General features: G+C 70.9%; 20 protein-coding genes and 1 pseudogene. 12 read left to right on the top strand and 9 right to left on the bottom strand.

All coding sequences use genetic code 11. The features are described 5' to 3' along the window. Positions 1–7 precede the first annotated feature (7 nt). Genes OG303_RS43110 through OG303_RS43100 form a run of 3 tightly spaced genes read left to right on the top strand, consistent with a single transcriptional unit; the run spans position 8 to position 3,374 of the window. On the top strand, positions 8–1,033 hold the full coding sequence (locus OG303_RS43110) for an ABC transporter substrate-binding protein (RefSeq protein WP_405875357.1): 1,026 nt from the start codon (positions 8–10) through the stop codon (positions 1,031–1,033). Between the two features lies 1 nt (position 1,034). After that, entirely contained in the window at positions 1,035–2,189 is a 1,155-nt protein-coding gene (locus OG303_RS43105) for an LLM class flavin-dependent oxidoreductase (RefSeq protein ID WP_405875356.1), read from the top strand. A gap of 54 nt (positions 2,190–2,243) precedes the next feature. Further along, complete coding sequence (locus OG303_RS43100; protein WP_405875355.1) at positions 2,244–3,374, top strand: NAD(P)-binding domain-containing protein; 1,131 nt, start codon at positions 2,244–2,246, stop codon at positions 3,372–3,374. A gap of 12 nt (positions 3,375–3,386) precedes the next feature. On the opposite strand, the gene mltG is transcribed toward OG303_RS43100, so the two are convergent. Next, a complete protein-coding gene (gene mltG, locus OG303_RS43095; protein WP_405875354.1) occupies positions 3,387–4,226 on the bottom strand; it encodes an endolytic transglycosylase MltG in 840 nt (279 codons plus the stop codon). A gap of 43 nt (positions 4,227–4,269) precedes the next feature. Beyond that, positions 4,270–6,078 (bottom strand): ABC transporter ATP-binding protein, encoded by a 1,809-nt coding sequence (locus tag OG303_RS43090; RefSeq protein ID WP_405875353.1) that lies wholly within the window; start codon positions 6,076–6,078, stop codon positions 4,270–4,272. 117 nt (positions 6,079–6,195) lie between these two features. On the opposite strand from OG303_RS43090, the gene OG303_RS43085 reads away from it, so the two are divergent. Continuing rightward, the gene (locus OG303_RS43085; protein ID WP_405875352.1) at positions 6,196–6,651 is read left to right on the top strand and encodes a MarR family winged helix-turn-helix transcriptional regulator; all 456 of its coding nucleotides are present in this window, start codon (positions 6,196–6,198) and stop codon (positions 6,649–6,651) included. Between the two features lie 74 nt (positions 6,652–6,725). On the opposite strand, the gene OG303_RS43080 is transcribed toward OG303_RS43085, so the two are convergent. From OG303_RS43080 to OG303_RS43065, 4 genes and pseudogenes are all read right to left on the bottom strand, one after another. After that, complete coding sequence (locus OG303_RS43080) at positions 6,726–8,165, bottom strand: cation:dicarboxylate symporter family transporter (RefSeq protein ID WP_405875351.1); 1,440 nt, start codon at positions 8,163–8,165, stop codon at positions 6,726–6,728. A 169-nt stretch (positions 8,166–8,334) separates the two neighbouring features. Continuing rightward, a pseudogene (locus OG303_RS43075) lies at positions 8,335–8,926 on the bottom strand (peptide-N4-asparagine amidase); the annotation flags it as partial. After that, positions 8,905–9,123: a hypothetical protein gene (locus OG303_RS43070; protein ID WP_405875350.1), complete on the bottom strand. Its 219-nt coding sequence runs from the start codon at positions 9,121–9,123 to the stop codon at positions 8,905–8,907. The pseudogene OG303_RS43075 and the gene OG303_RS43070, both read right to left, overlap by 22 nt. 57 nt (positions 9,124–9,180) lie before the next feature. After that, entirely contained in the window at positions 9,181–9,915 is a 735-nt protein-coding gene (locus tag OG303_RS43065; RefSeq protein WP_405875349.1) for a L,D-transpeptidase family protein, read from the bottom strand. A 202-nt stretch (positions 9,916–10,117) separates the two neighbouring features. Between OG303_RS43065 and OG303_RS43060 the strand changes: the two genes are divergently transcribed. Then, a complete protein-coding gene (locus tag OG303_RS43060; protein ID WP_405875348.1) occupies positions 10,118–11,914 on the top strand; it encodes an ABC transporter transmembrane domain-containing protein in 1,797 nt (598 codons plus the stop codon). Further along, positions 11,911–13,692: an ABC transporter ATP-binding protein gene (locus OG303_RS43055; protein WP_405875347.1), complete on the top strand. Its 1,782-nt coding sequence runs from the start codon at positions 11,911–11,913 to the stop codon at positions 13,690–13,692. Before OG303_RS43060 ends, OG303_RS43055 begins: the two co-directional genes overlap by 4 nt. A 45-nt stretch (positions 13,693–13,737) precedes the next feature. Here the strand turns inward: OG303_RS43055 and OG303_RS43050 are convergent, their stop codons facing one another. Continuing rightward, positions 13,738–14,250 carry a hypothetical protein gene (locus tag OG303_RS43050; protein ID WP_405875346.1) on the bottom strand — a complete coding sequence of 171 codons (513 nt, stop codon included), beginning with the start codon at positions 14,248–14,250 and terminating at the stop codon, positions 13,738–13,740. Between the two features lie 140 nt (positions 14,251–14,390). Here OG303_RS43050 and OG303_RS43045 point away from each other — a divergent pair, with 140 nt between their 5' ends. The 4 genes from OG303_RS43045 to OG303_RS43030 all read left to right on the top strand — a co-directional run bounded on the left by OG303_RS43045 (position 14,391) and on the right by OG303_RS43030 (position 16,662). Beyond that, entirely contained in the window at positions 14,391–14,993 is a 603-nt protein-coding gene (locus OG303_RS43045) for an RNA polymerase sigma factor (protein WP_405875345.1), read from the top strand. Further along, positions 14,977–15,624 (top strand): hypothetical protein, encoded by a 648-nt coding sequence (locus OG303_RS43040; protein WP_405875344.1) that lies wholly within the window; start codon positions 14,977–14,979, stop codon positions 15,622–15,624. The genes OG303_RS43045 and OG303_RS43040 overlap by 17 nt, the downstream gene beginning before the upstream one ends. Before the next feature lie 243 nt (positions 15,625–15,867). After that, complete coding sequence (locus OG303_RS43035; RefSeq protein ID WP_405875343.1) at positions 15,868–16,338, top strand: DUF5709 domain-containing protein; 471 nt, start codon at positions 15,868–15,870, stop codon at positions 16,336–16,338. A gap of 54 nt (positions 16,339–16,392) precedes the next feature. Continuing rightward, on the top strand, positions 16,393–16,662 hold the full coding sequence (locus OG303_RS43030) for a type B 50S ribosomal protein L31 (protein WP_405875342.1): 270 nt from the start codon (positions 16,393–16,395) through the stop codon (positions 16,660–16,662). Between the two features lie 26 nt (positions 16,663–16,688). On the opposite strand, the gene OG303_RS43025 is transcribed toward OG303_RS43030, so the two are convergent. Beyond that, the gene (locus OG303_RS43025) at positions 16,689–17,483 is read right to left on the bottom strand and encodes a metal-dependent hydrolase (protein WP_405875341.1); all 795 of its coding nucleotides are present in this window, start codon (positions 17,481–17,483) and stop codon (positions 16,689–16,691) included. Between the two features lie 145 nt (positions 17,484–17,628). Between OG303_RS43025 and OG303_RS43020 the strand changes: the two genes are divergently transcribed. Further along, on the top strand, positions 17,629–20,142 hold the full coding sequence (locus tag OG303_RS43020) for a DEAD/DEAH box helicase (RefSeq protein WP_405875340.1): 2,514 nt from the start codon (positions 17,629–17,631) through the stop codon (positions 20,140–20,142). A 19-nt stretch (positions 20,143–20,161) separates the two neighbouring features. Further along, complete coding sequence (locus OG303_RS43015; protein ID WP_405875339.1) at positions 20,162–21,028, top strand: acyl-CoA thioesterase; 867 nt, start codon at positions 20,162–20,164, stop codon at positions 21,026–21,028. Position 21,029: 1 nt separating this feature from the next. On the opposite strand, the gene OG303_RS43010 is transcribed toward OG303_RS43015, so the two are convergent. Then, positions 21,030–21,965, bottom strand: coding sequence for a DUF6397 family protein (locus tag OG303_RS43010; RefSeq protein WP_405875338.1), 936 nt, complete (start codon positions 21,963–21,965; stop codon positions 21,030–21,032). Positions 21,966–22,041 lie beyond the last annotated feature (76 nt).

Here is a 22,041-nt window from a genome sequence, read left to right as displayed (position 1 = left end):
ATCCACCATGCGACGACGTCTCGTCCCCGCCGCACTATTCCTCCCCTTCGCCCTCCTGCTCACCGCCTGCGGCGGGAACGCGTCCGCCGGCACGGGGACCGACACCGACGGCAAGGGCTCCCTCACCCTCAACGTCGGTGACCAGAAGGGTGGTTCCGAAGCCGTCCTGCGGGCCGCCGGGGAGCTCAAGAACCTCAACTACAAGATCAAGTGGTCCACTTTCACCTCCGGCCCGCCGCTGCTGGAGGCGGTCAACGCCAAGGCAGTCGACGTCGGCGGCGTGGGCAACACGCCGCCGGTCTTCGCGGCGGGCGCCGGTTCGAAGATCACGGTCGTGGCCGCCTTCCACGGCACGTCCAAGGGCGACGCCATCCTCGTACCGAACAGCTCGAAGCTGTCGAAACCCCAGCAGCTCAAGGGCAAGTCGGTCGCGGTGGCGCAGGGTTCCTCCGCCCACTACCAGCTGGTCGCCTCCCTCAAGGCGGCCGGGCTGAGCCTGAGCGACGTCAAGGTCAAGTACCTCCAGCCGGCCGACGCGCTGGCCGCGTTCACCTCCGGCAAGGTGGACGCGTGGGCCGTGTGGGACCCGTACACCTCGCAGATCCTGCAGGCCAAGCAGGGCCGCGTCCTCACCACCGGCGACGGTGTGACGAACGGGCTCACCTTCCAGGTGGCGGCGCCGAGTGCGCTGCAGGACAAGAAGAAGGCCGCCGCGATCAAGGACTATCTGGAGCGGCTGCGGCGGGCCACGGCATGGGTCTACAACCACCAGGAGGAGTGGGCGAAGGTCTGGGCGAAGGACACCGGCCTGCCGTACGAGGTGGCGCTGGCCTCGGTCAGGCGCACCAACGCGACCCGGATCTCGGTCGCCGTCGACAAGCCTCTCATCGCCTCCGAGCAGCAGATCGCCGACGCCTTCACCCAGTTGAAGCTCATCCCGAAGAAGGTCGACTTCGCCGACTTCGTGGACACCCGCTACAACGGCAAGCTGCCGGCCTCGACCACGCCCGCGCTCGCCTCGAAGGGTTCGTGACATGACCGTACGTCTGCACTGGTTCCTGCCCACGGGCGGCGACGGCCGTACGCTCGTCGACCGTCACGCCTACGCACCCAACGACGTCGGCGCTGCCCGGCAGGTGCGCGGGGTGCGTCCGCCCGACATCGAGTATCTCGCCCAAATCGCCAAGGCCGCCGAGCAGTTGGGCTTCGAGGCGGTGCTGACGCCGACCGGCACCTGGTGCGAGGACGCCTGGCTGACGACGGTGGCGCTCGCCCAGCACACCGAGCGGCTGAAGTTCCTGGTGGCCTTCCGGCCCGGACTGATCTCGCCGACGCTCGCCGCACAGATGGCGGCGACCTACCAACGGGTCACCCATGGACGGCTGTTGCTGAACGTCGTCACCGGCGGCGACTCGTCCGAGCAGCGCCGCTTCGGGGACGGCCTCGACCACGACCAGCGGTACGCGCGCACGGACGAGTTCCTGTCGGTCGTACGAGGGGTGTGGCGGGGGCAGCCGTACGACTTCGACGGCGCCCACTACCAGGTCGAGGGCGGGCTGACCGCGCTGCCGCCCGACCCGCTGCCGCAGCTGTTCTTCGGCGGGTCCTCGCCGGCGGCCGGGCCGGTCGCGGCGCGGCACGCGGACGTGTATCTGACCTGGGGCGAGCCGCCGGCGCAGGTGAAGCAGAAGATCGACTGGATCCGGTCGCTCGCGGAGCGGGAAGGCCGGACCGTCCGCTTCGGGATCCGGCTGCACACCATCTCGCGCGACTCGTCGGCCGAGGCGTGGGCGACCGCGCACCGGCTGCTCGACGACCTCGACGCGGACACGATCGCGGCCGCGCAGGCGACGCTCGGACGGAGCGAGTCGGTGGGCCAGCAGCGGATGCTGGCCCTGCACGGCGGTTCCCGTGACGAGTTGGAGATCCACCCGAACCTGTGGGCGGGGGTGGGCCTGGTGCGCGGCGGCGCGGGCACTGCGCTGGTCGGCAGCCATGCCGAGGTGGCCGACCTGATCGAGGAGTACCACGCGCTGGGCGTCGAGCACTTCGTGCTCTCCGGGTATCCGCACCTGGAGGAGGCGTACTGGTTCGGGGAGGGCGTGATTCCCGAGCTGGCGGCGCGCGGGCTGCTGGAGCGGGCGGCGAGCGGCGGCGGGTCCCCGATTCTTGTCGCGAGCGGCCGCTGATGCCGGTTTCGGGGGCGTGGGAAGATCCATGCCCCCGACGCAGTTAGTAGAAATGTGAACAACACGCGCAAGGTCGAGGTTGTCGTCATCGGCGCTGGTCAGGCGGGTCTGTCCAGCGCCTATCACCTGCGGCGCACCGGTTTCGAGCCGGAGCGCGACTTCGTGGTGCTGGACCACTCCCCCGGTCCGGGCGGTGCCTGGCAGTTCCGCTGGCCGTCGCTGACGTACGGCAAGGTCCACGGCATGCACTCCCTGCCCGGCATGGAGCTCACGGACGCCGATCCCTCACGGCCGTCGTCCGAGGTGATCGCCGAGTACTTCACTGCGTACGAGCGCACACTCGACCTGCGGGTACGGCGGCCTGTCGACGTCCGCGCCGTGCGCGAGGGGGACGGCGGGCGGCTGCTCGTCGAGACCTCGGACGGCGACTGGTCGACGCGGGCGCTGATCAACGCGACCGGCACCTGGGACCGGCCCTTCTGGCCGCGCTATCCCGGTCAGGAGACCTTCCGGGGGCGGCAGTTGCACACGGCTCAGTACCCCGGGCCCGAGGAGTTCGCCGGTAAGCGGGTGGTCGTGGTGGGCGGGGGCGCCTCCGGTACGCAGCATCTGCTGGAGATCGCCGCGCACGCGGCTGCCACCACGTGGGTGACCCGGCGACCGCCGGTCTTCCGCGAGGGCCCCTTCACCGAGGACGTGGGCCGGGCGGCCGTCGCGCTCGTCGAGGAGCGGGTGCGACAGGGGCTGCCGCCGAAGAGCGTCGTCTCCGTCACCGGACTGCCGCTCAACGACGCGATCCGGCAGGGCATCGAGGACGGGGTCCTCGACCGGCAGCCCATGTTCGACCGGATCACGCCCGACGGCGTGGAGTGGAGCGACGGACGGCGCGTGGACGCCGACGTCATCCTGTGGGCCACCGGGTTCCGGGCGGCCGTCGAGCATCTGCGGCCGCTGCGGCTGCGCGAGCCGGGCGGCGGGATCCGCGTCGAGGGCACGCGCGCGGTCGCCGACCCGCGGATCCATCTCGTCGGCTACGGACCGTCGGCCAGCACCATCGGCGCCAACCGGGCCGGCCGGGCAGCCGTACGCGACATCAGGCGACTGCTGACCGAAAAGCCGGTCGAGCCAATCAAGCCCGTGGAGTCGGTGGAGTCGGTCGAGCCGGTGGAGTCGGTTGCCGCCTGATGCCCCGTCAGGTCACTTGGCCGGACCCGCCTTCTTCTGGTTGGCGTTGAACTCGGCCACATTGCGCTGGTGTTCCTGGTAGTTGGCGGTGAAGCGGGTGTCCCCCGGCTTGACCGTGACGAAGTACAGCCAGTCGCCCGCGGGCGGGCTGATCGCGGCGCGCATCGCCTCCTCGCCCGGGTTGTCGATCGGCGTCGGCGGCAGGCCCATGCGCTGGTACGAGTTGTAGGGGCTGTTGAGCTTCGTGTCGCCGGTGGTCGTCTTCAGGGTGGCGCGGTTCAGGGCGTAGTTGATGGTGGAGTCCATCTGCAGCGGCATCCCGCGCTCGAGCCGGTTGAAGACGACCCGCGCCACCTTGCCCATGTCGGCCTTCGAGGCGGCCTCGGCCTGCACGATGCTCGCGATGGTGACCGCCTGATAGACGTTCATCGCGTTGCGCTGCGCGCCGGCCGCGATCGGGGCGCCGTTGAACTTCTTGTTGGCGGTGTCGACCATGAACGACAGGAGCGACTCGGGGGTCGCCTTCCCGGCAACGGGATAGGTTGCCGGGAAGAGGTAGCCCTCGGGGTTGCCCTCCGCGTCGCCCGGCAGCTTCAGCTTGGCCTTGGCAAGGGCCTTCTTGGCGCTGCCCGCGGGCAGAGTGAGGGCCTTGTCGACGGCGTCGTAGACCTGGCTCGCGCGCCAGCCCTCCGGGATCACCAGGGACGAGGGCCGGGTGCCCCCTTCGCGCTCCAGGGTCAGCAGCGGCACCGCCACGGCGATGCCGGCCACAAGGGCTCCGGTCGCGATGAGGACGAGTCGGCCCCGGCGCGTCAGTCGAATCGTGCTCCGTGGCGGAGTGTTCATCTGCATGCGGGCACGGTAACCCGCATATCGTCACAAACCCGGCATATCTTCAGCTGGTCGGCTGCAGTTGGGCATCCCGGCGTACGAGGGCCGCGTACCGCCCGTCCTGTTCCAGCAGTTCTTCGTGCGTGCCCCGTTCGGCGACGCTCCCGGAGTCGAGGACCACGATCTGGTCGGCGTCGCGGACGGTGGACAGTCGGTGCGCGATGGTGAGCGTGGTGCGGTTGGCCGACAGGGCGTCGATGGCCTGCTGGACGGCCGCTTCGGTGCGGGTGTCCAGGGCGCTGGTCGCCTCGTCGAGGATCAGGACCGGCGGATCGCGCAGGATGGTGCGGGCGATGGCCAGGCGCTGCTTCTCGCCGCCGGAGAACCGGTGGCCGCGCTCGCCGACGACCGTGTCGTACCCGTCGGGCAGGGAGGCGATGTGGTCGTGGATCTGGGCCGCCTTCGCCGCCGTCTGCAACTCCTCGTCGGTGGCGTCGGGCTTGGCGAAGCGGAGGTTCTCGGCGACCGAGGCGTGGAAGAGGTACGTCTCCTGGGAGACGACGCCGACCGCGCGCGCGAGGGTGTCGAAGTCCAGGTCGCGGACGTCGACGCCGTCGAGGGTGACGCGGCCGCCCGTGACGTCGTACAGCCGCGGGACGAGATAGCCGAGCGTCGACTTGCCGGCGCCGGTGGGGCCGACGACCGCGAGGCTGCTGCCCGCGGGGACGTCGATGTCGATGCCGTCGAGGATGACGCTGCCCTTGTCGTCGTTGTCGTAGCGGAACTCGACGTCCTCGAGGCGGACCTCGCCCTTGATCCGGTCGAGGTGGACCGGCTGTTCCCGCTCGGTGATGTCGATCGGCAGGTCGAGGTATTCGAAGATGCGCTGGAAGAGCGCGAGCGAGGTCTGGATCTGGACGCCGGTCGACAGGAGGCTGACGGCCGGGCGGAACAGGCCCTGCTGGAGCGAGACGAAGGCGACGATCGTGCCGATCGAGACGTCCGGGCCGCCCGCCTGGAGGGCGATGCCCGCGGTCCAGTAGATGACGGCCGGCATGGCGGCCATGACGATCGTGATGACGGCCATGCGCCAGCGCCCGGCCATGTTCGACCTGACCTCGAGGTCGACGAGCCCCTCGGACTCCTCGGCGAAGGAGCGGGTGAGCGAGTCGGAGCGGCCCATGGTGCGGCCGAGCAGGATGCCGCTGACGGAGAGCGACTCGGTGACTGTGGCGGCCATCGCGGCCATCTGCTTCTGGCGCTCCGTGGTGATCTTCTTGCGTTCGCTGCCGACGCGGCGGCTGATCCACACGAAGATCGGGAGCAGGACGAGCGAGACGACGGTCAGGCGCCAGTCGAGGGCGACCATCGCGACGATCGTGGCGATCACGCTGGTCAGGTTGGAGACCAGGGAGGTGGCGGTGGAGGTGACGGTGGCCTGCATGCCGCCGATGTCGTTGGCGATGCGGGACTGGACCTCACCGGTACGCGTGCGCGTGAAGAACGCGAGCGACATGCGCTGCAGTCGACCGTAGACCGAGGTGCGCAGGTCGTGCATGACGCGCTGGCCGACCGTCGTGGAGATCAGGGTCTGCAGGACGCCGAAGATGCTGGTCAGGACGGCGCTGAGGATCATGCCGAGCGCGAGCAGGCTGAGCAGCCCGGTGCGGCCCTGGGGGATCGCGACGTCGAGGGTGGCCTTCAGGAGGAAGGGCGTGGCGACCGAGACGAGCGAGGCGGCGCCGACCAGCAGGCCGACGACGCCGAGGCGGGCGCGGTACGGACGGAAGAGTCTCAGGATGCGACGCACCTGCCGGGGCTGCTCCTTGGAGTCGGCAGGTGGTGTCCATCGAGGTTCACGGTCGGGGTTCATGGGCTCCTACGGGATGGGACGACAAGGGCCGACGCGGTGCGGTGTGGCGCCGACTGACGGACCTTAGCTCATTGTTACCTATGCTCACAATGCACATGGTCCTGATATTGTTCCCCCATGACCACCCCCGATCCCGACAGCCTGCTCGCCGAGCAACTGCTGCGGTTCACGCGCCGGGTGCACCGCATCCAGAAGCGCCACATCGAACAGGCGGGCCTGGGCGTCACTCCGGCCCAGTCCCGCCTGCTGCGCACGCTCGCGCACTGGAGTTCGCCGCCGCGCATGGCCGACCTCGCCGAGCGCCTGGAGGTGGTCCCGCGGGCCGTGACGACGCTGGTCGACGGGCTGGAGGCGAGCGGCAAGGTGCGCCGGGTGCCCGATCCGACCAACCGCCGGGTGATCCGGATCGACCTCACGGACGACGGCCGCAAGGCCCTGCGCGAGCTGCGCGGGGCACGCAGGTCCGCCGCCGCGGAGATCCTCGCGCCGCTGACGGGCGAGCAGCGCGAGGTGCTCGGCGGGCTGCTGGACACGCTGGTGGACGGCGTACCGGATCCCGGTCGCCGGTGCTGACGGGAGCGTGAGAACGGGCCGCGGCCACCGCTCCGTACTGCTGGAGCGGTGGCCGCGGCCCGTCGGGACGAAAGTCAGCCGGCCTCGGCCGCGGTCTCCTTGGCGGCCTGGGCGGGCACGGTGACGGGTTCCCCGGCCGGTTCCGCGGCTGATTCCGCAGTCACCTCCTCGGCCTCCTTGGGTGCGGCCTCCGCGTCGGACCTGGTCTCCTCGGGCCCGGCCACCGTCTCGCCGTCCAGGACCTTCTTCGCACGCTCCATGTCCAGCGCGCCCTCCCAGCGGGAGACGGCGAAGACGGCGACGCAGTTGCCGAGCAGGTTCGTCACGACGCGCATCGAGTCCATGATGCGGTCCACGCCCAGCAGCAGGGCGACGGCGCCGGCCGGGATGGCCCCCAGCGAGGAGGCGGTCGCGGACAGGGCGAGGAAGGCCGAACCGGGGATGCCCGCCATGCCCTTGCTGGTCAGCATCAGCACCAGGACCACGGTGATCTGCTGGCCCAGGCTGAGGTCCACACCGACGGCCTGGGCGATGAACAGGGTGCCGATGGAGAGATAGAGCGAGGCGCCGTCGAGGTTGAAGGAGTAGCCGGTGGGCAGCACCAGGCCCACGGCGTCGTCGCGGGCGCCGGCCTTGCGCAGCTTCTGCATCACGCGCGGCATCACGGACTCGGTGGACGCGGTGCCGAGCGCGAGCAGCATCTCCTCGCGGATGTAGCGCAGGAACTTCCAGAGGCTGAGCCCGGTGACGATGCGGAGGGCGACGGCCAGCAGCGCGACGAACAGCGCGGCGGCGACGTAGCACAGGATGATCAGCTTGGCGTACGTCTCGATGACGCCGAGCCCGTACTGGCCGATCAGGACGGCCATCGCGCCGAACACCGCGATCGGGGCCAACCGCATGACGAAGCCGACGATCGCGAAGATGATCTCCTGGGCCTGCTCCACGGCGGGCAGCACCTGCGGCACCTTGGTGTGGCCGAGGTGCAGCAGCGCGGCGCCCACCAGGCAGGCCAGGATGAGGACTTGGAGCAGGGAGTTCTCGGCGAAGGCGCCGATGAAACTGGTGGGCAGCGCGTTGACGACGAACTCGGTCGTCGAGGGCAACGAACCGCCACCCGTCTTCGCGTCGACCGCCTTGGCGCTCAGCGTGGACGGGTCGACGTGCATCCCCGAGCCGGGCTGGAAGACGTTGGCGGCCACCAGACCGATGATCAGGGCCGCCGTGCTCGCGACCTCGAACCAGATCAGGGCCTTGAGCCCGATCCGGCCGAAGGCCTTGAGGTCACCGGCCTTGGCGATGCCGACGACCACCACACAGAACACGAGCGGGGAGATGATGGTCTTGATGAGGCGGGTGAAACCGTCGCCGAGCGGCTGGAGATCCGTGGCCACGTCGGGCCACAGCTTTCCGAAGACGATTCCGAGCACCAGCGCGCAGGCGACCTGCGCGAAGAGTGAGGTACGCAGTATGCGTGCGACGCGTCGCGGAAGGGACGGTACGGACGGCGGCACGGGCACTCCTAGAGGGGACGTCGACTCTCAGAAGCCAGGGGAGGACTTCTGCGATACGGAAAGCGGATTCCGTGGCGATCACTCTCGGGGTTTTCTTGATCCCGCGAAATACCTCCGTGTTAAGGCCGCGTAAATCACGCTCCGTGTGACCCATCGCACACAACTGGCCTCAGCAGCCGTCCCGTTCCTCGCTGAGCACCCCCTGAACGGTGGTCAGGGGGCGGTCGTAGCAGCCCGCGGACCGCCGAGGGTCAGCACGGTGCGCAGCCGGTCGTCCGTGCCCGGTGTGGTCGTTCCGTTCCTCGCGTACGTCCGCCGGGTGAGCGTCGTGCGGGCCGGTCCACGTCCGTCGACGGTGACCGACTCGTCGTCGCTCCACGTGGCGTCGAGGCCGTCCACGTTCTCGCCGTCGGTCCACCGGTGCGCGCAGGTGTCGGCGAGCGTGCGGCTGACGGTGGTGGTCACGCGTCCGTGCGAGGTGTCGACGTACCCGGCGACGGTCAGCCGGTGGCCCGCCTCGGTGTCCACGCGGTTCGGTGAACCGGCCGTATACGTCGAGGAGTTGGCGAGGTCGCCCGCCCTGTGCGCGGTGAGCTTGCCGGACACGTGTGTGCTCGCGGCGTCCTGCCACACGAGCACGTTGACCGGAGCGCTCCAGCCGTCCTGCCCCTCGGCACACCGACGACCGAGACCTCGACCCGGTGCGGGCGGCCGTCGTCGAACAGGCCGGCGAACGGCGTCAGGTCGTAGTCGACCGGCCGGAACCGGGCCTCGGCGACGGCGACTTGGCAGGCTTGCCGGCAGGCCGTGCCACGGGCGGAGCCGCGGTCACCGGGTCGCGCCAGTCGGTGCCGAACTCGGCGGGGGCGTCGGCGGATCGGGCCGGACTCGCCCTGATGAGGGTGCTCGCCAGAAGGGTCGCTCCGGCGAGCATGGACACGACCCTCCGTCTCGTCATGGCCCGTGTTCTACGGGGAGTCGGCGCCCTTGCGCAATGAGGCGTCCGCCAGGAGTGCTAGGCCTTCAGGTCCGCCCTGTCCCCCATCACCACCACGGGATGCCGGTCCGGGTCGAGCGTGCGCAGCAGGTACTCCATCGCCGCCTTGGAGAGGCTGATGCAGGCCGACGTACCGCTGCCGTGGTCCAGGTGCAGCCAGATGCCGCCGCCCTTCGCGTCGCCCTCGGGACGTTCCGGGTCGTCGGGCGGGTTGCCCTTGGCGCGGTTGTAGTCGATGGCGATGACGTAGTCGAAGTCGTGCCAGTGCGACTTCGCCCACCACCGCGGGGCCGCGAAGGACGCGTCGCGTGTGTACGGGAGCCGGGAGCCGGGGTCGGCGAGGACGCCGCCCGCATCCGTGAGGGTGAACACGCCGATCGGGCTGCGCCGGTCGCCCTCGTGGTGGTCGGCGGTCCAGCCCTTCTTGCCGTTGTGCGCCGGCCAGCTGCGGGTGCGGTCCCAGGTCGAGCCGCGCTTCGTGTAGAGCACGACCGTGGAGTCCGCTGACTCCCTGCCCTCGCCGTAGACCGCCACGACCTGACGGGAGGCGGCGGGGATGCGCCGCTGCAGGCGATCACCCACACCGGGGATACGGGTGCTCTCGGTCTCACGCGCGCGGGCGGCCGCCTCGCCCGCGGCTCCCGCCTCTCCGGCGCCGCTCCGTCGCCCGCCGTCGCACCCGGACAAGGTGGCGAGAAGGATCCCCAGGGCCGCCAGAGCGACCGTCGCACGCTGCACACCGCTGTTTTGCATCGCCCCATGGTGGCATCACGTTCCGGGCGTTTGCGCGCGGTTCGGTCGATACGGGTCATGGCGGACGGCAGCCGGATCCGTCCGGCGTCGCAGAAAACCGGTTGCCTCCGACCACGCTGCGACGCGAACCTGTCACGGTTTGCTGCCGCCGCACGCGGCTTCCTCCACCCTCCTGACACGAGCCACCGGGACGTCAGTCGTCATGCAGATCCAAGACCTTCCGTATCCCGACCCGGGTGTGCCGGACGCGCGCTCAGGTCACCGATTCCTGTGGTGGCTGGGCCGAAATCAGCTGGGCGGGCAGTTCAAGGCGTTGGCCTGGGGGCTGTTGCACTTCGTCTCGGTCTCCGCGCTGCCGTTCTGTGTAGGCGTGGCGATCCAGGCCGTCGTCGACCGTTCGGGCGGGCAACTCGCCCTCGCGGGCGGGCTGTTGGCCTTGGCCGGCGTCGGCGTCGCGCTCGGCGACACCTTCCTGCACCGCGCCGCGGTCACCAACTGGATCACGGCCGCGGCCCGCGTCCAGCAGCTGCTGGCCCGCAAGGCCGCGCAGCTGGGCTCGGCGCTGACCCGGCGGGTCGCGGCCGGTGAGGTCGTGGCCGTCTCCACCGGTGACGTCGAGAAGATCGGCTGGTTCGTGGAGGCCGTCTCCCGGTTCACCGCGGCGGCCGTCACCGTCGTGCTGGTCTGCGTCGCCCTGGTCGTCTACCAGCCGGCGCTCGGCGTGGTCGTCGCCGCGGGGCTGCCCGTGCTGGCGATCGCGGTGCTGCCGCTGCTGCCCCGGGCGACCCGGCGGGCCGACTTCCAGCGCGAGAAGGCGGGGCGGGCCACCGAACTGGCCTCGGACACCGTCGCCGGCCTGCGCGTGCTGCGCGGCATCGGCGGCGAGGAGCTGTTCCTCGACCGCTACCGCCGTGCCTCCCAGGAAGTCCGCCACGCGGCCGTGCGCAGTGCCCGCATGTGGTCCCTGATCTCCGCGATCCAGGTGCTGCTGCCGGGTCTGCTGATGGTCGCGGTCATCTGGTACGGCGTCCACCTGGCCCGGCAGGGCCGCATCACCGTGGGCGAACTGGTCACCGTCTACAGCTCGGTGATGGTCCTGAGCTATCCGCTGCAGCACTTCCACGAGATCGCCATGGCGTACTCCTTCTCGCGGCCCTCGGCCAAGCGGGCCGCGCGCGTGCTGTCGCTCGAACGGGCCACGGACACGCAGGGAGTGCGCGAGGCCGACGTACCGGCCGGCGATCTGTACGACCCCGCCACCGGTCTGCTGGCCCCGGCCGGCCGGTTCACCGCCGTGGTGTGCGGCGACCCGGACACGGCGGGCCTGCTCGCCGAACGGCTGGGCGGCCACCCCGCCGAGCGGAGCACCTCCGTCCTGCTGGGCGGCGTGCCCCTCGACGAGCTGCCGCTGGACACGGCCCGCACGGCCGTGCTCGTGCAGGACAAGGACCCGGTGCTGCTGTCCGGTTCGCTGCGTGAACTGCTCGCCGTGCCCGCTTCGGGTGACGTCGCCGCGCGGGCTGCGCTGGCGGCCGCCCAGTGCGGGGACGTCCTGGAGGCGCTCGCCCAGGGGTCGTTGGACGCCGAGGACCCGATGGACACCCGGATCACCGAACGCGGGCGGTCGCTGTCCGGCGGGCAGCGCCAGCGGCTCGCCCTGGCCCGCTCGCTGATCACCGACCCGGAGGTGCTCGTCCTGGACGAGCCGACCTCGGCCGTCGACTCGCACACCGAGGCGCGGATCGCGGAGGGGCTGCGCGGACTGCGGGAGGGGCGCACGACGGTGGTGTTCACCTCCTCGCCGCTGCTCCTGGACCACGCGGACCGGGTCGTGCTGGTGCACGAGGGCGAGGTCACGGCGGTCGGAGTGCACCGCGAACTGGTGCGGACCGAGCCGCGGTACCGGGCCGTCGTGACGCGCGAGACCGAGGAGGAGTCCGCCCTGAGCGGCGTACTCGACGAACTGAACGACCTGGAAGAGATCGAGGAGACAGCATGATCGGCGTGGCGCCACCGGCGTACGACCCGGCGGCCCCGACGACGGCACACACCCTGCCCGTCGGCGCCCCCGCGACCGTACGCGCCTATGTGGCGGAGCTGTTCCGACGGCACCGTCGCGCCTTCCTGCTCCTCATCACCGTCAACACGGTGTCCGTGGTCGCCTCGATGGCGGGCCCATGGCTGCTGGGCGGGCTCGTGGAGCGGGTGTCGGACAAGGCGCACGAGCTTCATCTCGGGCTCACCGTCGGCCTGTTCACGCTCGCGCTGCTCGTCCAGGCCGTGTTCGTACGGGAGGTGCGGCTGCGCGGGGCGATGCTCGGCGAACGGATGCTGGCCGACCTGCGCGAGGACTTCCTCGTACGGTCCGTCGGCCTGCCGCCGGGCGTCCTGGAACGGGCGGGCACGGGCGACCTGCTGTCCCGGATCACCACGGACATCGACCGGCTCGGCAACGCGATGCGCGAGGCCGTGCCACAGCTGGCGATCGGCGTGGTGTGGGCGGTGCTGCTGCTCGGCGGTCTCGCCGTCACGGTGCCGCCGCTGGCGCCCGCCGTGCTGCTCGCCGTGCCGCTGCTGGTGGTCGGCTGCCGCTGGTACTTCAAGCGGGCGCCGTCCGCCTACCGCTCCGAGTCCGCCGGATACGCCGCCGTGGCCGCGGCCCTCGCCGAGACGGTCGACGCCGGACGCACCGTCGAGGCCCACCGCCTCGGCGAGGGCCGCATCGAGCTGTCGGAGCGCCGGGTCAAGGAGTGGACGTCCTGGGAGCGCTACACGCTGTGGCTGCGGTCCGTGCTCTTCCCCGTCATCAACCTCACCCATCTGACCGTGCTCGCCTCGGTGTTGATGATCGGCGGGGTGTTCGTCCTGCAGGGCTGGATCGGAGTGGGCCAGCTGACGACGGGCGCGCTCATCGCGCAGATGCTCGTCGACCCGGTGAACCTGATCCTGCGCTGGTACGACGAGCTGCAGGTCGCGCAGGTGTCGTTGGCCCGGCTGGTCGGCGTGCGCGACATCGAGCCGGCCGCCGGGGAGGAGTCGCTGGCCCCCGACGGGCGCGACGTGCACGCGGACCGGGTGCACTTCGGCTACCGCGAGGGCGTGGACGTGCTGCGCAAGGTGTCGCTGCAGGTCGCACCCGGCACCCGGCTGGCGCTGGTCGGTCCCTCGGGTGCGGGCAAGTCCACGCTGGGCAGGCTGCTCGCCGGCATCTACGCGCCCCGGGACGGCCGCATCACCCTGGGCGGCGCCGAGCTGTCCCGGATGCCCGCCGAACGCGTCCGCTCCCACGTGGCTCTGGTCAACCAGGAACACCACGTCTTCGTGGGCTCCCTGCGCGACAACCTCCTGCTCGCCCGAACCAGCGCGGCGGACGCCGAGCTGTGGGCGGCGCTGGGCGCGGTCGACGCCGACGGCTGGGCGCGCGCGCTGGACGAGGGTCTGGACACGGAGGTCGGCTCGGGCGGGCTGGCCCTCACCCCGGCCCAGGCCCAGCAGATCGCGCTGGCCCGCCTGGTGCTGGCGGACCCGCACACGCTGGTCCTGGACGAGGCGACGTCGCTGCTCGACCCGCGTGCGGCACGCCACCTCGAGCGGTCCCTCGCCCGGGTCCTCGACGGCCGCACGGTGGTCGCCATCGCCCACCGGCTGCACACCGCGCACGACGCGGATGTGATCGCCGTCGTCGAGAACGGCCGCATCAGCGAGCTCGGCAGCCACGACGAGCTGGTCGCCGCGGACGGGGCGTATGCGGCGCTCTGGCGGTCGTGGCACGGGTGAGCCGCGGGCCGGTCGGGGGCTGCCGTACGGCGGCTCCCGGCCGGGTCAGTAGCCGTAGCCACCGCCGTTCCCGTTGTCGTCCGCCGACGGTACGGCCTTCTTGACCGCCGTACCCTGGGGGTCGAGCGCGTACCAGATCTTGTCGATGCCCTGGCCCTTCAGATCGCCCGCCTTCCGGTCGTCGGCGTAGTAGTAGAGCGGGTGCCCGGCGTACGTCGCCTGGGGCTTGTCGCCCTTGGTGGTCCCGATGAGACCTGCGTCGACGCCGGAACCCGCCTTCGGCTTGCCCTCCAACGGCGGCCACAGCTTGAGGCAGGCCGCGTCGCAGTTCATCGAGTTGGTGTTCTTGCCGTCCTCGGTGAACAGGTACAGCGTGCGGCCGCCGCCGTCCACGAGGATTTTCCCGATCGGCGACTCGCTCGTCCGCACGGTGGAGGTGTCCATGGCCGCCGGTGCCTTGTTCGCGGTCTGACTGCCGCTGCTGCCGCCTCCGCAGCCGGCGAGCCCCAGCGCGGCGGCGAGGGCGAGCCCGGGCACGATCATCCTGACTGTTCTCATGGTCTCTCCGTCCTTCGATCTCTCCGTCCCTTCGCACGGAGGTGGTACGGGCGAGCGGCGCCGAGGGATTGGGGCGGGCCGTATCAAATTGGTGCAGGCCGACTTCAATCCCTCCGGCGGGTTCATACGTACACAAGGGCGTGGAGCTGTTCCCGCGTGCGGACCGGGTCGACGATGCCTCGCTCGTCGCCGGCTTCGCGCTGGGCGACGAGCAGGCGGCGGTCGCCTTCGTCCGCCGCTTCCAGGACGCGGTGTACGGCCTGGCGCTGTCGGTGACCCGTGATCCGGTACTCGCCGAGGACGTCAGCCAGGAGGTGTTCGTCCGGGCCTGGCGGGCCGCCGAGAACTACGACCCGCGGCGGGCCTCGGCACTCACCTGGCTGCTGACCATCACCCGCAACGCCGCGATCGACGCCGTCCGGGCACGGCGCTCCACCCCGGTCCTGGCCGAGACCCTGGAGCGGCTCCTGGACGTGACCCTGCGGTCCCGCGCCGACGAGGACGGCACGGAACGGCTGGCGCTGCTCGCCCTGGAGAGCGAGCGCGCCCTCGCCCGCCTGCGAGCCCTGCCGGTCGAGCAGGCCCGCGCCGTCGCGCTCGCCGTGCTCGGCGGCTGCACCGCCGCCGAGGTGGGCCGGCACGAGAACATCCCCCTGGGCACCGCCAAGACCCGCATCCGCACCGGCCTGCGAAGGCTGCGCGACGCGCTGAAGGAGGGAAGCCGCGATGGAACGCCACCCTGACGAGGACGAGCTGACCGCCCTGGCCCTCGGCACCCTCCCCGGCGAACCGCCGGAGCTGCTGCGTCACCTCGCCGCCTGCGCGGCCTGCCGCTCGGCGTACGACGACCTGTCGGCGGCCGTCGACGCGGTGCTGCCCGCGGCACCCACGGTCGCGGCTCCGCCCGGCCTCGACGCCCGGGTCCTCGACCGCATGGAACTGCGCCGCCGCTCCCCCGCCCGCCGCTCGCACCGGACCCCGCTGCTGGTCGCAGCGGCCGCCGCGGCCGGACTCTGCCTGGGCGCGGTCGGCGGCGTCCTCCTCCACCACGAGTCGGCCCAGGTCCAGGTGACCGCGAGCGACCACGGAGCACTGCTGGTCACCGGCTCGGGGGCGAGGGTCGGCACCGTGGAACCGAGCCGCGTCGGCGAGGACCGCGTCGTGGTCATGCAGATCACGGCCGGCCGGCCCGGCATCCACTACACCTGCCGGCTCGTCCTCACGGACGGCTCCACCCGCGACGCCGGCCAGTGGTGGATGCCGCCCTCCGGCCGGGCCACCTGGATCGCCTACGGCTCGGCCGGCTCCGTCGACCGCGTCGAACTGGTGACGGACGACGGCCACGTCTGGTCCTCGGCCGTTCTGCGCGGCTGACGCCGCTTCGGGCCCCCACGGCAGACGGACAGGACTCATGAGCCGGTTCGCCGGTGCCGAGCACCTCGTCGTGCCGTGCCGTTGCGCAGTCCCGAAAGGGGGTGGAAGGCTGGAGAGCGGCACCGGCTCGGGGAGCGCCCTGGGACCGCAGGTCCCTTCCGGGTGCGGCCAGTGCTCCGCGTGACGGCGGCCCGACGCCCAGCGCGGTGAGAACGGGCCCGTCCCCACCACCTGGAGGTACCCGTGAACAGCGCCGACGGATGGGGAGACGACGTCTACCAGCCCGACGGATCCGAGATCCAGGAGGACTCCGGGCTGCTCGACGGGGAGGACACCCTGGTCAACGACGGTGTCGACGACCCCCTCGACCGGGGCTGGTCCCCTCCGGACAGACCATGGGCGGTGGAGCACGACGGCGTGACCGCGGCGGAGCGCCGACGCGGGGAGACGCTGGACCAGCGGCTCGCCGAGGAGCTGCCGGACCTCGTCACGCCCGACGGAGATGGCATCGGCGACTGCGACGGCACCGACGGCGAACTCCTGGACAACGAGGTCGGCACCGTCCGCTCCGGCCGTCTCGTGGCACCGGACGAGGGCGCGCACGAGGACGACGAGAGCGCGCTGATCGCCACGGACGTGGGCATCGACGGTGCGGCGGCGTCCGCCGAGGAGGCCGCGATGCACATCGTCGACGAGGACGCCCTGTCGGGCTGAGCCGTCCCTCCCCACACCGTCCGCCGCAGCGCCCACGCCGTACAAGGAGGACTCATGCAGCAGGACAAGCACCCCGACTACCACCAGGTCGTCTTCCGCGACCGCGCCGCGGGCTACGCCTTCCTGACCGGGTCCACCGCGACCAGCAAAGAGACCATCGAGTGGGACGACGGCGAGACCTACCCGGTGGTCGACGTCGAGATCTCCTCCGAGAGCCACCCCTTCTACACCGGCAAGGCGCGGACGGTGGACACAGAGGGCCGTATCGCCCAGTTCGAGCGGCGCTACGGCGGCGCGGGTCAGGGCTCGGGCGGCGCGGGCTGAACCAGCCGCGCGCCGGTCCCCGTCCCTCAGATGAAGTTCAGCGCCGCCGCGCAGCCCACCCCGCCGAGCAGCATGAACACCGGCATCAGCACCTTGAGCTCGACCCAGCTGCCCGCCCGGAACCGCATGAACTTCGGCGGGCCGATCGGGTACCAGCGCTTGCGGCCCACCGGGATCGGCCACAGAATCGGGCAGCCGGAGACCGTCAGCGCGTCGCCGATGTCGTGCACTATCGCGCCCAGCACAATCGGCAGCCCCAGCCACAGGTACTGCTGGCCGGGCTGCGTGAACAGCCACTCCGAGCCGTTGCCCGGCTTGTCCAGCACACCGGCGAGGATCCACGAGCTGGTCGCGGCCAGCAGCCACACCAGGACGTCGGCGCTGGAGCCCCGGGTCGCCCGCCACAGCAGGCCCTCGATGGCCAGCACCATGTGGACGAAGAGGATGGCGAGGACCGCCCAGCGGCCACCGGTGATGGCGGCGACCGACGTACCCGCACCGAGTAGGACCGCCCACAGCCAGGTGTGGGTGAGCGTGCGGTGGCCGCCGGAGCGGCGCGGGTCGCCCTGCTTCCTCGTCGCCTTGTAGACGGCGTAGGAAATCTTGTCGACGATCTCGCACAGACCGCGCGACAGGGGGCCGAAGGCCCGCGAGATGGTGGCCGCCTGGTGGTCCAGGTCCGGTGCCAGCGCGGCGCCCGCGCAGATCAGAGCACCGACCAGGATGACCGGCCAGGGCATCGGGTGCCCGGCCGCGGCTGCCGCCGCACCGACGCCGAGCCAGGCGGCGGCGCCCGACAGTGAGTGTGCTGGTCCCATCATGGCCGTTACCCGCCCCATTCCTCATGTGCCGCTGTCCAGTTGACCGGGTGCCCTGACACTCCGTCGGCGACACAGCGTACTGGTCGTGATCTTCGGGCCGACAACCGATTCCCCTATGAGCGAGGACGCCAGGCAAGATGGGTCCGTGACACTCATCGATCAGCTGCCGCCGACCGCCGACCCCGACGCCCTCTACGAAGCCTTCGAGTCGTGGGCCCAGGAGCGCGGTCTCACGCTCTACCCCCACCAGGAGGAGGCGCTGATCGAGGTGGTCTCCGGTGCGAACGTGATCGTGTCGACGCCCACCGGCTCCGGCAAGAGCATGATCGCGGCGGCCGCCCACTTCGCCGCCCTGGCCCGCGACGAGGTCACCTTCTACACGGCTCCGATCAAGGCCCTGGTCTCGGAGAAGTTCTTCGAACTGTGCAAGATCTTCGGCACCGAGAACGTCGGCATGCTGACCGGCGACGCGTCCGTCAACTCGGACGCGCCCGTCATCTGCTGCACCGCCGAGGTGCTCGCCTCGATCGCACTGCGCGACGGCAAGGGCGCGGACGTCGGCCAGGTCGTCATGGACGAGTTCCACTTCTACGCGGAGGGGGACCGCGGCTGGGCCTGGCAGATCCCGATCCTGGAGCTGCCCCGGGCGCAGTTCATCCTGATGTCGGCCACGCTCGGCGATGTCTCGATGTTCGAGGACGACCTCACCCGGCGCACCGGCCGTCCCACGTCGGTGGTCCGCTCGGCGACCCGCCCGGTGCCCCTCTCCTACGAATACCGGCTCACCCCGCTCACGGAGACGCTGACCGAACTGCTGGAGACCAGGCAGGCTCCGGTCTACATCGTGCACTTCACGCAGGCTCAGGCCGTGGAGCGGGCGCAGGCGCTGATGAGCATCAACATGTGCACACGCGAGGAGAAGGACCAGATCGCCGAGCTGATCGGCAACTTCCGCTTCACCACCAAGTTCGGCCGCAACCTCTCGCGGTACGTGCGGCACGGCATCGGCGTCCACCACGCCGGCATGCTGCCCAAGTACCGGCGCCTGGTGGAGAAGCTCGCGCAGGCCGGTCTGCTGAAGGTGATCTGCGGGACGGACACGCTCGGCGTCGGCGTCAACGTCCCCATTCGTACGGTGCTGTTCACGGCCCTGACCAAGTACGACGGAAGCCGCGTCCGTACGCTGCGCGCCCGTGAGTTCCACCAGATCGCGGGCCGTGCCGGACGGGCCGGCTTCGACACGGCGGGCTTCGTCGTCGCCCAGGCACCCGAGCACGTCGTCGAGAACGAGAAGGCGCTCGCCAAGGCCGGCGACGACCCGAAGAAGCGCCGCAAGGTCGTCCGCAAGAAGGCGCCCGAGGGCTTCGTCGCGTGGACGGACAACACCTTCGAGAAGCTCATCGCCTCCGATCCCGAGCCGCTGACCTCCCGCTTCCGGGTCACGCACACGATGCTGCTGTCGGTGATCGCCCGTCCGGGCAACGCCTTCGACGCGATGCGGCACCTCCTGGAGGACAACCACGAGCCGCGCAAGCAGCAGCTGAGGCACATCCGGCGCGCGATCGCCATCTACCGTTCCCTGTTGGACGGCGGCATCGTCGAGAAGCTCGACCAGCCGGACGCCACGGGCCGCATCGTGCGCCTCACCGTGGACCTGCAACAGGACTTCGCGCTCAACCAGCCGCTGTCCACGTTCGCGCTCGCCGCGTTCGAGCTCCTCGACCCGGAGTCGCCGTCCTACGCGCTGGACATGGTGTCCGTCGTCGAGTCGACGCTGGACGACCCGCGGCAGATCCTGGTCGCCCAGCTGAACAAGGCGAAGGGCGAGGCCGTCGCCGCGATGAAGGCGGACGGCGTCGAATACGAGGAGCGCATGGAGCGCCTCCAGGACATCAGCTACCCCAAGCCCCTGGAGGAGCTGCTGTTCCACGCGTACGACACTTACCGCAAGAGCCACCCCTGGGTGGGCGACCACCCGCTGTCGCCGAAGTCCGTCATCCGCGACATGTACGAACGGGCCATGTCCTTCACGGAGTTGGTGTCCTTCTACGAGCTGGCCCGCACCGAGGGCATCGTGCTGCGCTACCTCGCGAGCGCCTACAAGACCCTCGACCACAACATCCCGGACGACCTCAAGTCCGAGGACCTCCAGGACCTCATCGAGTGGCTCGGCGAGATGGTCCGCCAGGTCGACTCCAGCCTCCTCGACGAGTGGGAACAGCTCGCCAACCCGGAGGAGATGACCGCCGAGGAGGCCCAGGAGAAGGCCGACGAGGTCAAGCCGGTCACCAGCAACGCGCGCGCCTTCCGGGTCCTGGTCCGCAACGCGATGTTCCGCCGCGTCGAGCTCGCCGCCCTCGACCAGGTCGAGGAACTGGGCGAGTTGGACGCCGAGTCCGGCTGGGACGCGGACGCGTGGGGTGAGGCGATGGACAAGTACTGGGACGAGTACGACGACCTGGGTACCGGTCCCGATGCCCGTGGCCCCAAGCTGCTGCTCATCGAGGAGGAGCCGGAGCACGGCCTGTGGCGCGTCCGTCAGGCCTTCGCCGACCCGAACGGCGATCACGGCTGGGGTATCAGTGCGGAGGTCGACCTCGCGGCCTCCGACGCGGAAGGCCGTGCGATCATCCGCGTCACCGATGTCGGCCAGCTGTGAGCCAAGGAGAATCCCACGCATGACGAACCCGGCCGAGAGACTCGTCGACCTGCTCGACCTGGAGCAGATCGAGGTCAACATCTTCCGTGGCCGCAGCCCGCACGAGTCCCTGCAACGGGTCTTCGGCGGCCAGGTGGCGGGCCAGGCGCTGGTCGCCGCCGGCCGCACCACGGACGGCGACCGTCCGGTGCACTCGCTGCACGCGTACTTCCTGCGCCCTGGCCGGCCGGGCGTGCCGATCGTGTACCAGGTCGAACGGGTGCGGGACGGCAGGTCGTTCACGACCCGCCGGGTCACCGCCGTGCAGCAGGGCCGCACGATCTTCAATCTCACCGCCTCCTTTCACAAGCCTGAAGAAGGACCTTTCGAGCACCAGCTGCCGCCCGCCCGCAAGGTCCCGGATCCGGAGTCGCTCCCGACGGTCATGCAGGAGGTCCGCGAGCATCTGGGCGAACTGCCCGAGCAGTTGGAGCGGATGGCCCGGCGTCAGCCCTTCGACATCCGGTACGCGGACCGGCTGCGCTGGACGCCCGAGGAGGTCAAGGACGCCGAGCCGCGCAGCGCGGTGTGGATGCGCGCGGTCGGGCCACTCGGCGACGACCCCCTCGTGCACACCTGCGCGCTGACCTACGCCAGCGACATGACCCTCCTGGACGCCGTCCGCATCCCGATCGAACCCCTGTGGGGCCCGCGGAGTTTCGACATGGCGTCGCTGGACCACGCCATGTGGTTCCACCGCCCGTTTCGCGCGGACGAGTGGTTCCTCTACGACCAGGAGTCGCCGATCGCGACGGGCGGCCGGGGCCTGGCGCGCGGACGGATCTACGACGCCGAGGGCCGGCTGCTGGTGTCCGTGGTCCAGGAAGGTCTGTTCCGGGCGCTGTAGCTCACGCGGAAGCCCGGCGCATCCAGCCCAGCAGGCCGCGTGAACGTGCCGGTTCCTCGGGCACTGGTGGGTTGTGTTCCACGGCCACGGCCACGGCCGTCGGTGGTGCGGGGTGGGTCTGTTCCCGTGCTTCCGGCGGCCGCGGCCTGAGAGTTGGGCGTGGCGCGGGCTGGAGTGTGCGCGCCACGCGCACTGCCTGTGCGAGATCCGTCCGCAGCCAGCCGATCTCGTCCGGGTCCTCCGCCGTGGTGAGGCTCTCGGCCAGGTCGGCCGCGGGCGAGCCGGGTGCGCCGTGCGCCGGCGGCCTGGGCCGGAATCGGTTCAAGTGGGCGCGCTCGTAGGGATCCTGCACGATTTCCGCGACCTGGACGGCGTCGAGCTGGGATGCCACGGCCGCCGCGTACGCCCACGGATGATCGCCGGCCTGCCGCCGCAGGAATCCGAGGTTCCGCTGCCGCCAGTTGCGGGGCCGCAGATCCAGCCCCTCCGCCAACTGCTCGCGCAGACCGGAGGGTGTACGACCGCTCAGCCATGGCGCGTTGCTCTCGTCGGCCGCGAACCGCCGTACCTCCTCGGCCAGATAGAGCCAGACGACCGCCCTGTACCGATTGAGGTAGAACTTCACCGGCACAACGGCGCCGAGCCGGGCCAGGCGGGTGAACCTGCCGAGCGACACCTCCAGCAGCTCCGCGGCCTCCTTCGTGCCCACGGCCTCGACCCGTTTCTTCAACGCCTCGGGAAAACCGTCCTCGGCGCACAGCCGGTCGATCTCGGTGCGGGTGACCCGCAGACCCCCACCCCCTTCGTCGGGCACGGTGCGGATGCATCCGAGGTTCACGGCAAGGTCGAACTCCCCTCGCCTGAGCCCCAGTTCCCGGGCAGCCCGGCTCGGTGTGCAGGAGGTGCTGTGCTGGTGCGTGACGGTGTTGCCCGACATGTTGGTCTCCCCCGTGGAGTACGTGGTCCGCGCCGTCCGCGCGGCCTCGGAAAAAAACCGTAGCCGCTTTGGCGGA

Origin of the sequence: Streptomyces sp. NBC_00005 (assembly GCF_045160215.1) — a bacterium.
In the GTDB taxonomy this organism is placed as follows: domain Bacteria; phylum Actinomycetota; class Actinomycetes; order Streptomycetales; family Streptomycetaceae; genus Streptomyces.
The sequence above is the reverse complement of the archived record's forward strand: the minus strand, read 5'-3'. Positions and strand labels throughout refer to the sequence as shown.

Bases quoted from the DNA above. Each gene is read 5' to 3' on its own strand.
- OG303_RS43055 (WP_405875347.1), top strand. From the start codon at position 11,911: ATGATCGGCGTGGCGCCACCGGCGTACGACCCGGCGGCCCCGACGACG.
- OG303_RS43050 (WP_405875346.1), bottom strand. From the start codon at position 14,250: ATGAGAACAGTCAGGATGATCGTGCCCGGGCTCGCCCTCGCCGCCGCG.
- OG303_RS43105 (WP_405875356.1), top strand. From the start codon at position 1,035: ATGACCGTACGTCTGCACTGGTTCCTGCCCACGGGCGGCGACGGCCGT.
- OG303_RS43110 (WP_405875357.1), top strand. From the start codon at position 8: ATGCGACGACGTCTCGTCCCCGCCGCACTATTCCTCCCCTTCGCCCTC.
- OG303_RS43090 (WP_405875353.1), bottom strand. From the start codon at position 6,078: ATGAACCCCGACCGTGAACCTCGATGGACACCACCTGCCGACTCCAAG.
- OG303_RS43025 (WP_405875341.1), bottom strand. From the start codon at position 17,483: ATGATGGGACCAGCACACTCACTGTCGGGCGCCGCCGCCTGGCTCGGC.
- OG303_RS43030 (WP_405875342.1), top strand. From the start codon at position 16,393: ATGCAGCAGGACAAGCACCCCGACTACCACCAGGTCGTCTTCCGCGAC.
- OG303_RS43015 (WP_405875339.1), top strand. From the start codon at position 20,162: ATGACGAACCCGGCCGAGAGACTCGTCGACCTGCTCGACCTGGAGCAG.
- mltG (WP_405875354.1), bottom strand. From the start codon at position 4,226: ATGCAGATGAACACTCCGCCACGGAGCACGATTCGACTGACGCGCCGG.
- OG303_RS43070 (WP_405875350.1), bottom strand. From the start codon at position 9,123: ATGACGAGACGGAGGGTCGTGTCCATGCTCGCCGGAGCGACCCTTCTG.
- OG303_RS43085 (WP_405875352.1), top strand. From the start codon at position 6,196: ATGACCACCCCCGATCCCGACAGCCTGCTCGCCGAGCAACTGCTGCGG.
- OG303_RS43040 (WP_405875344.1), top strand. From the start codon at position 14,977: ATGGAACGCCACCCTGACGAGGACGAGCTGACCGCCCTGGCCCTCGGC.
- OG303_RS43065 (WP_405875349.1), bottom strand. From the start codon at position 9,915: ATGCAAAACAGCGGTGTGCAGCGTGCGACGGTCGCTCTGGCGGCCCTG.
- OG303_RS43010 (WP_405875338.1), bottom strand. From the start codon at position 21,965: ATGTCGGGCAACACCGTCACGCACCAGCACAGCACCTCCTGCACACCG.
- OG303_RS43060 (WP_405875348.1), top strand. From the start codon at position 10,118: ATGCAGATCCAAGACCTTCCGTATCCCGACCCGGGTGTGCCGGACGCG.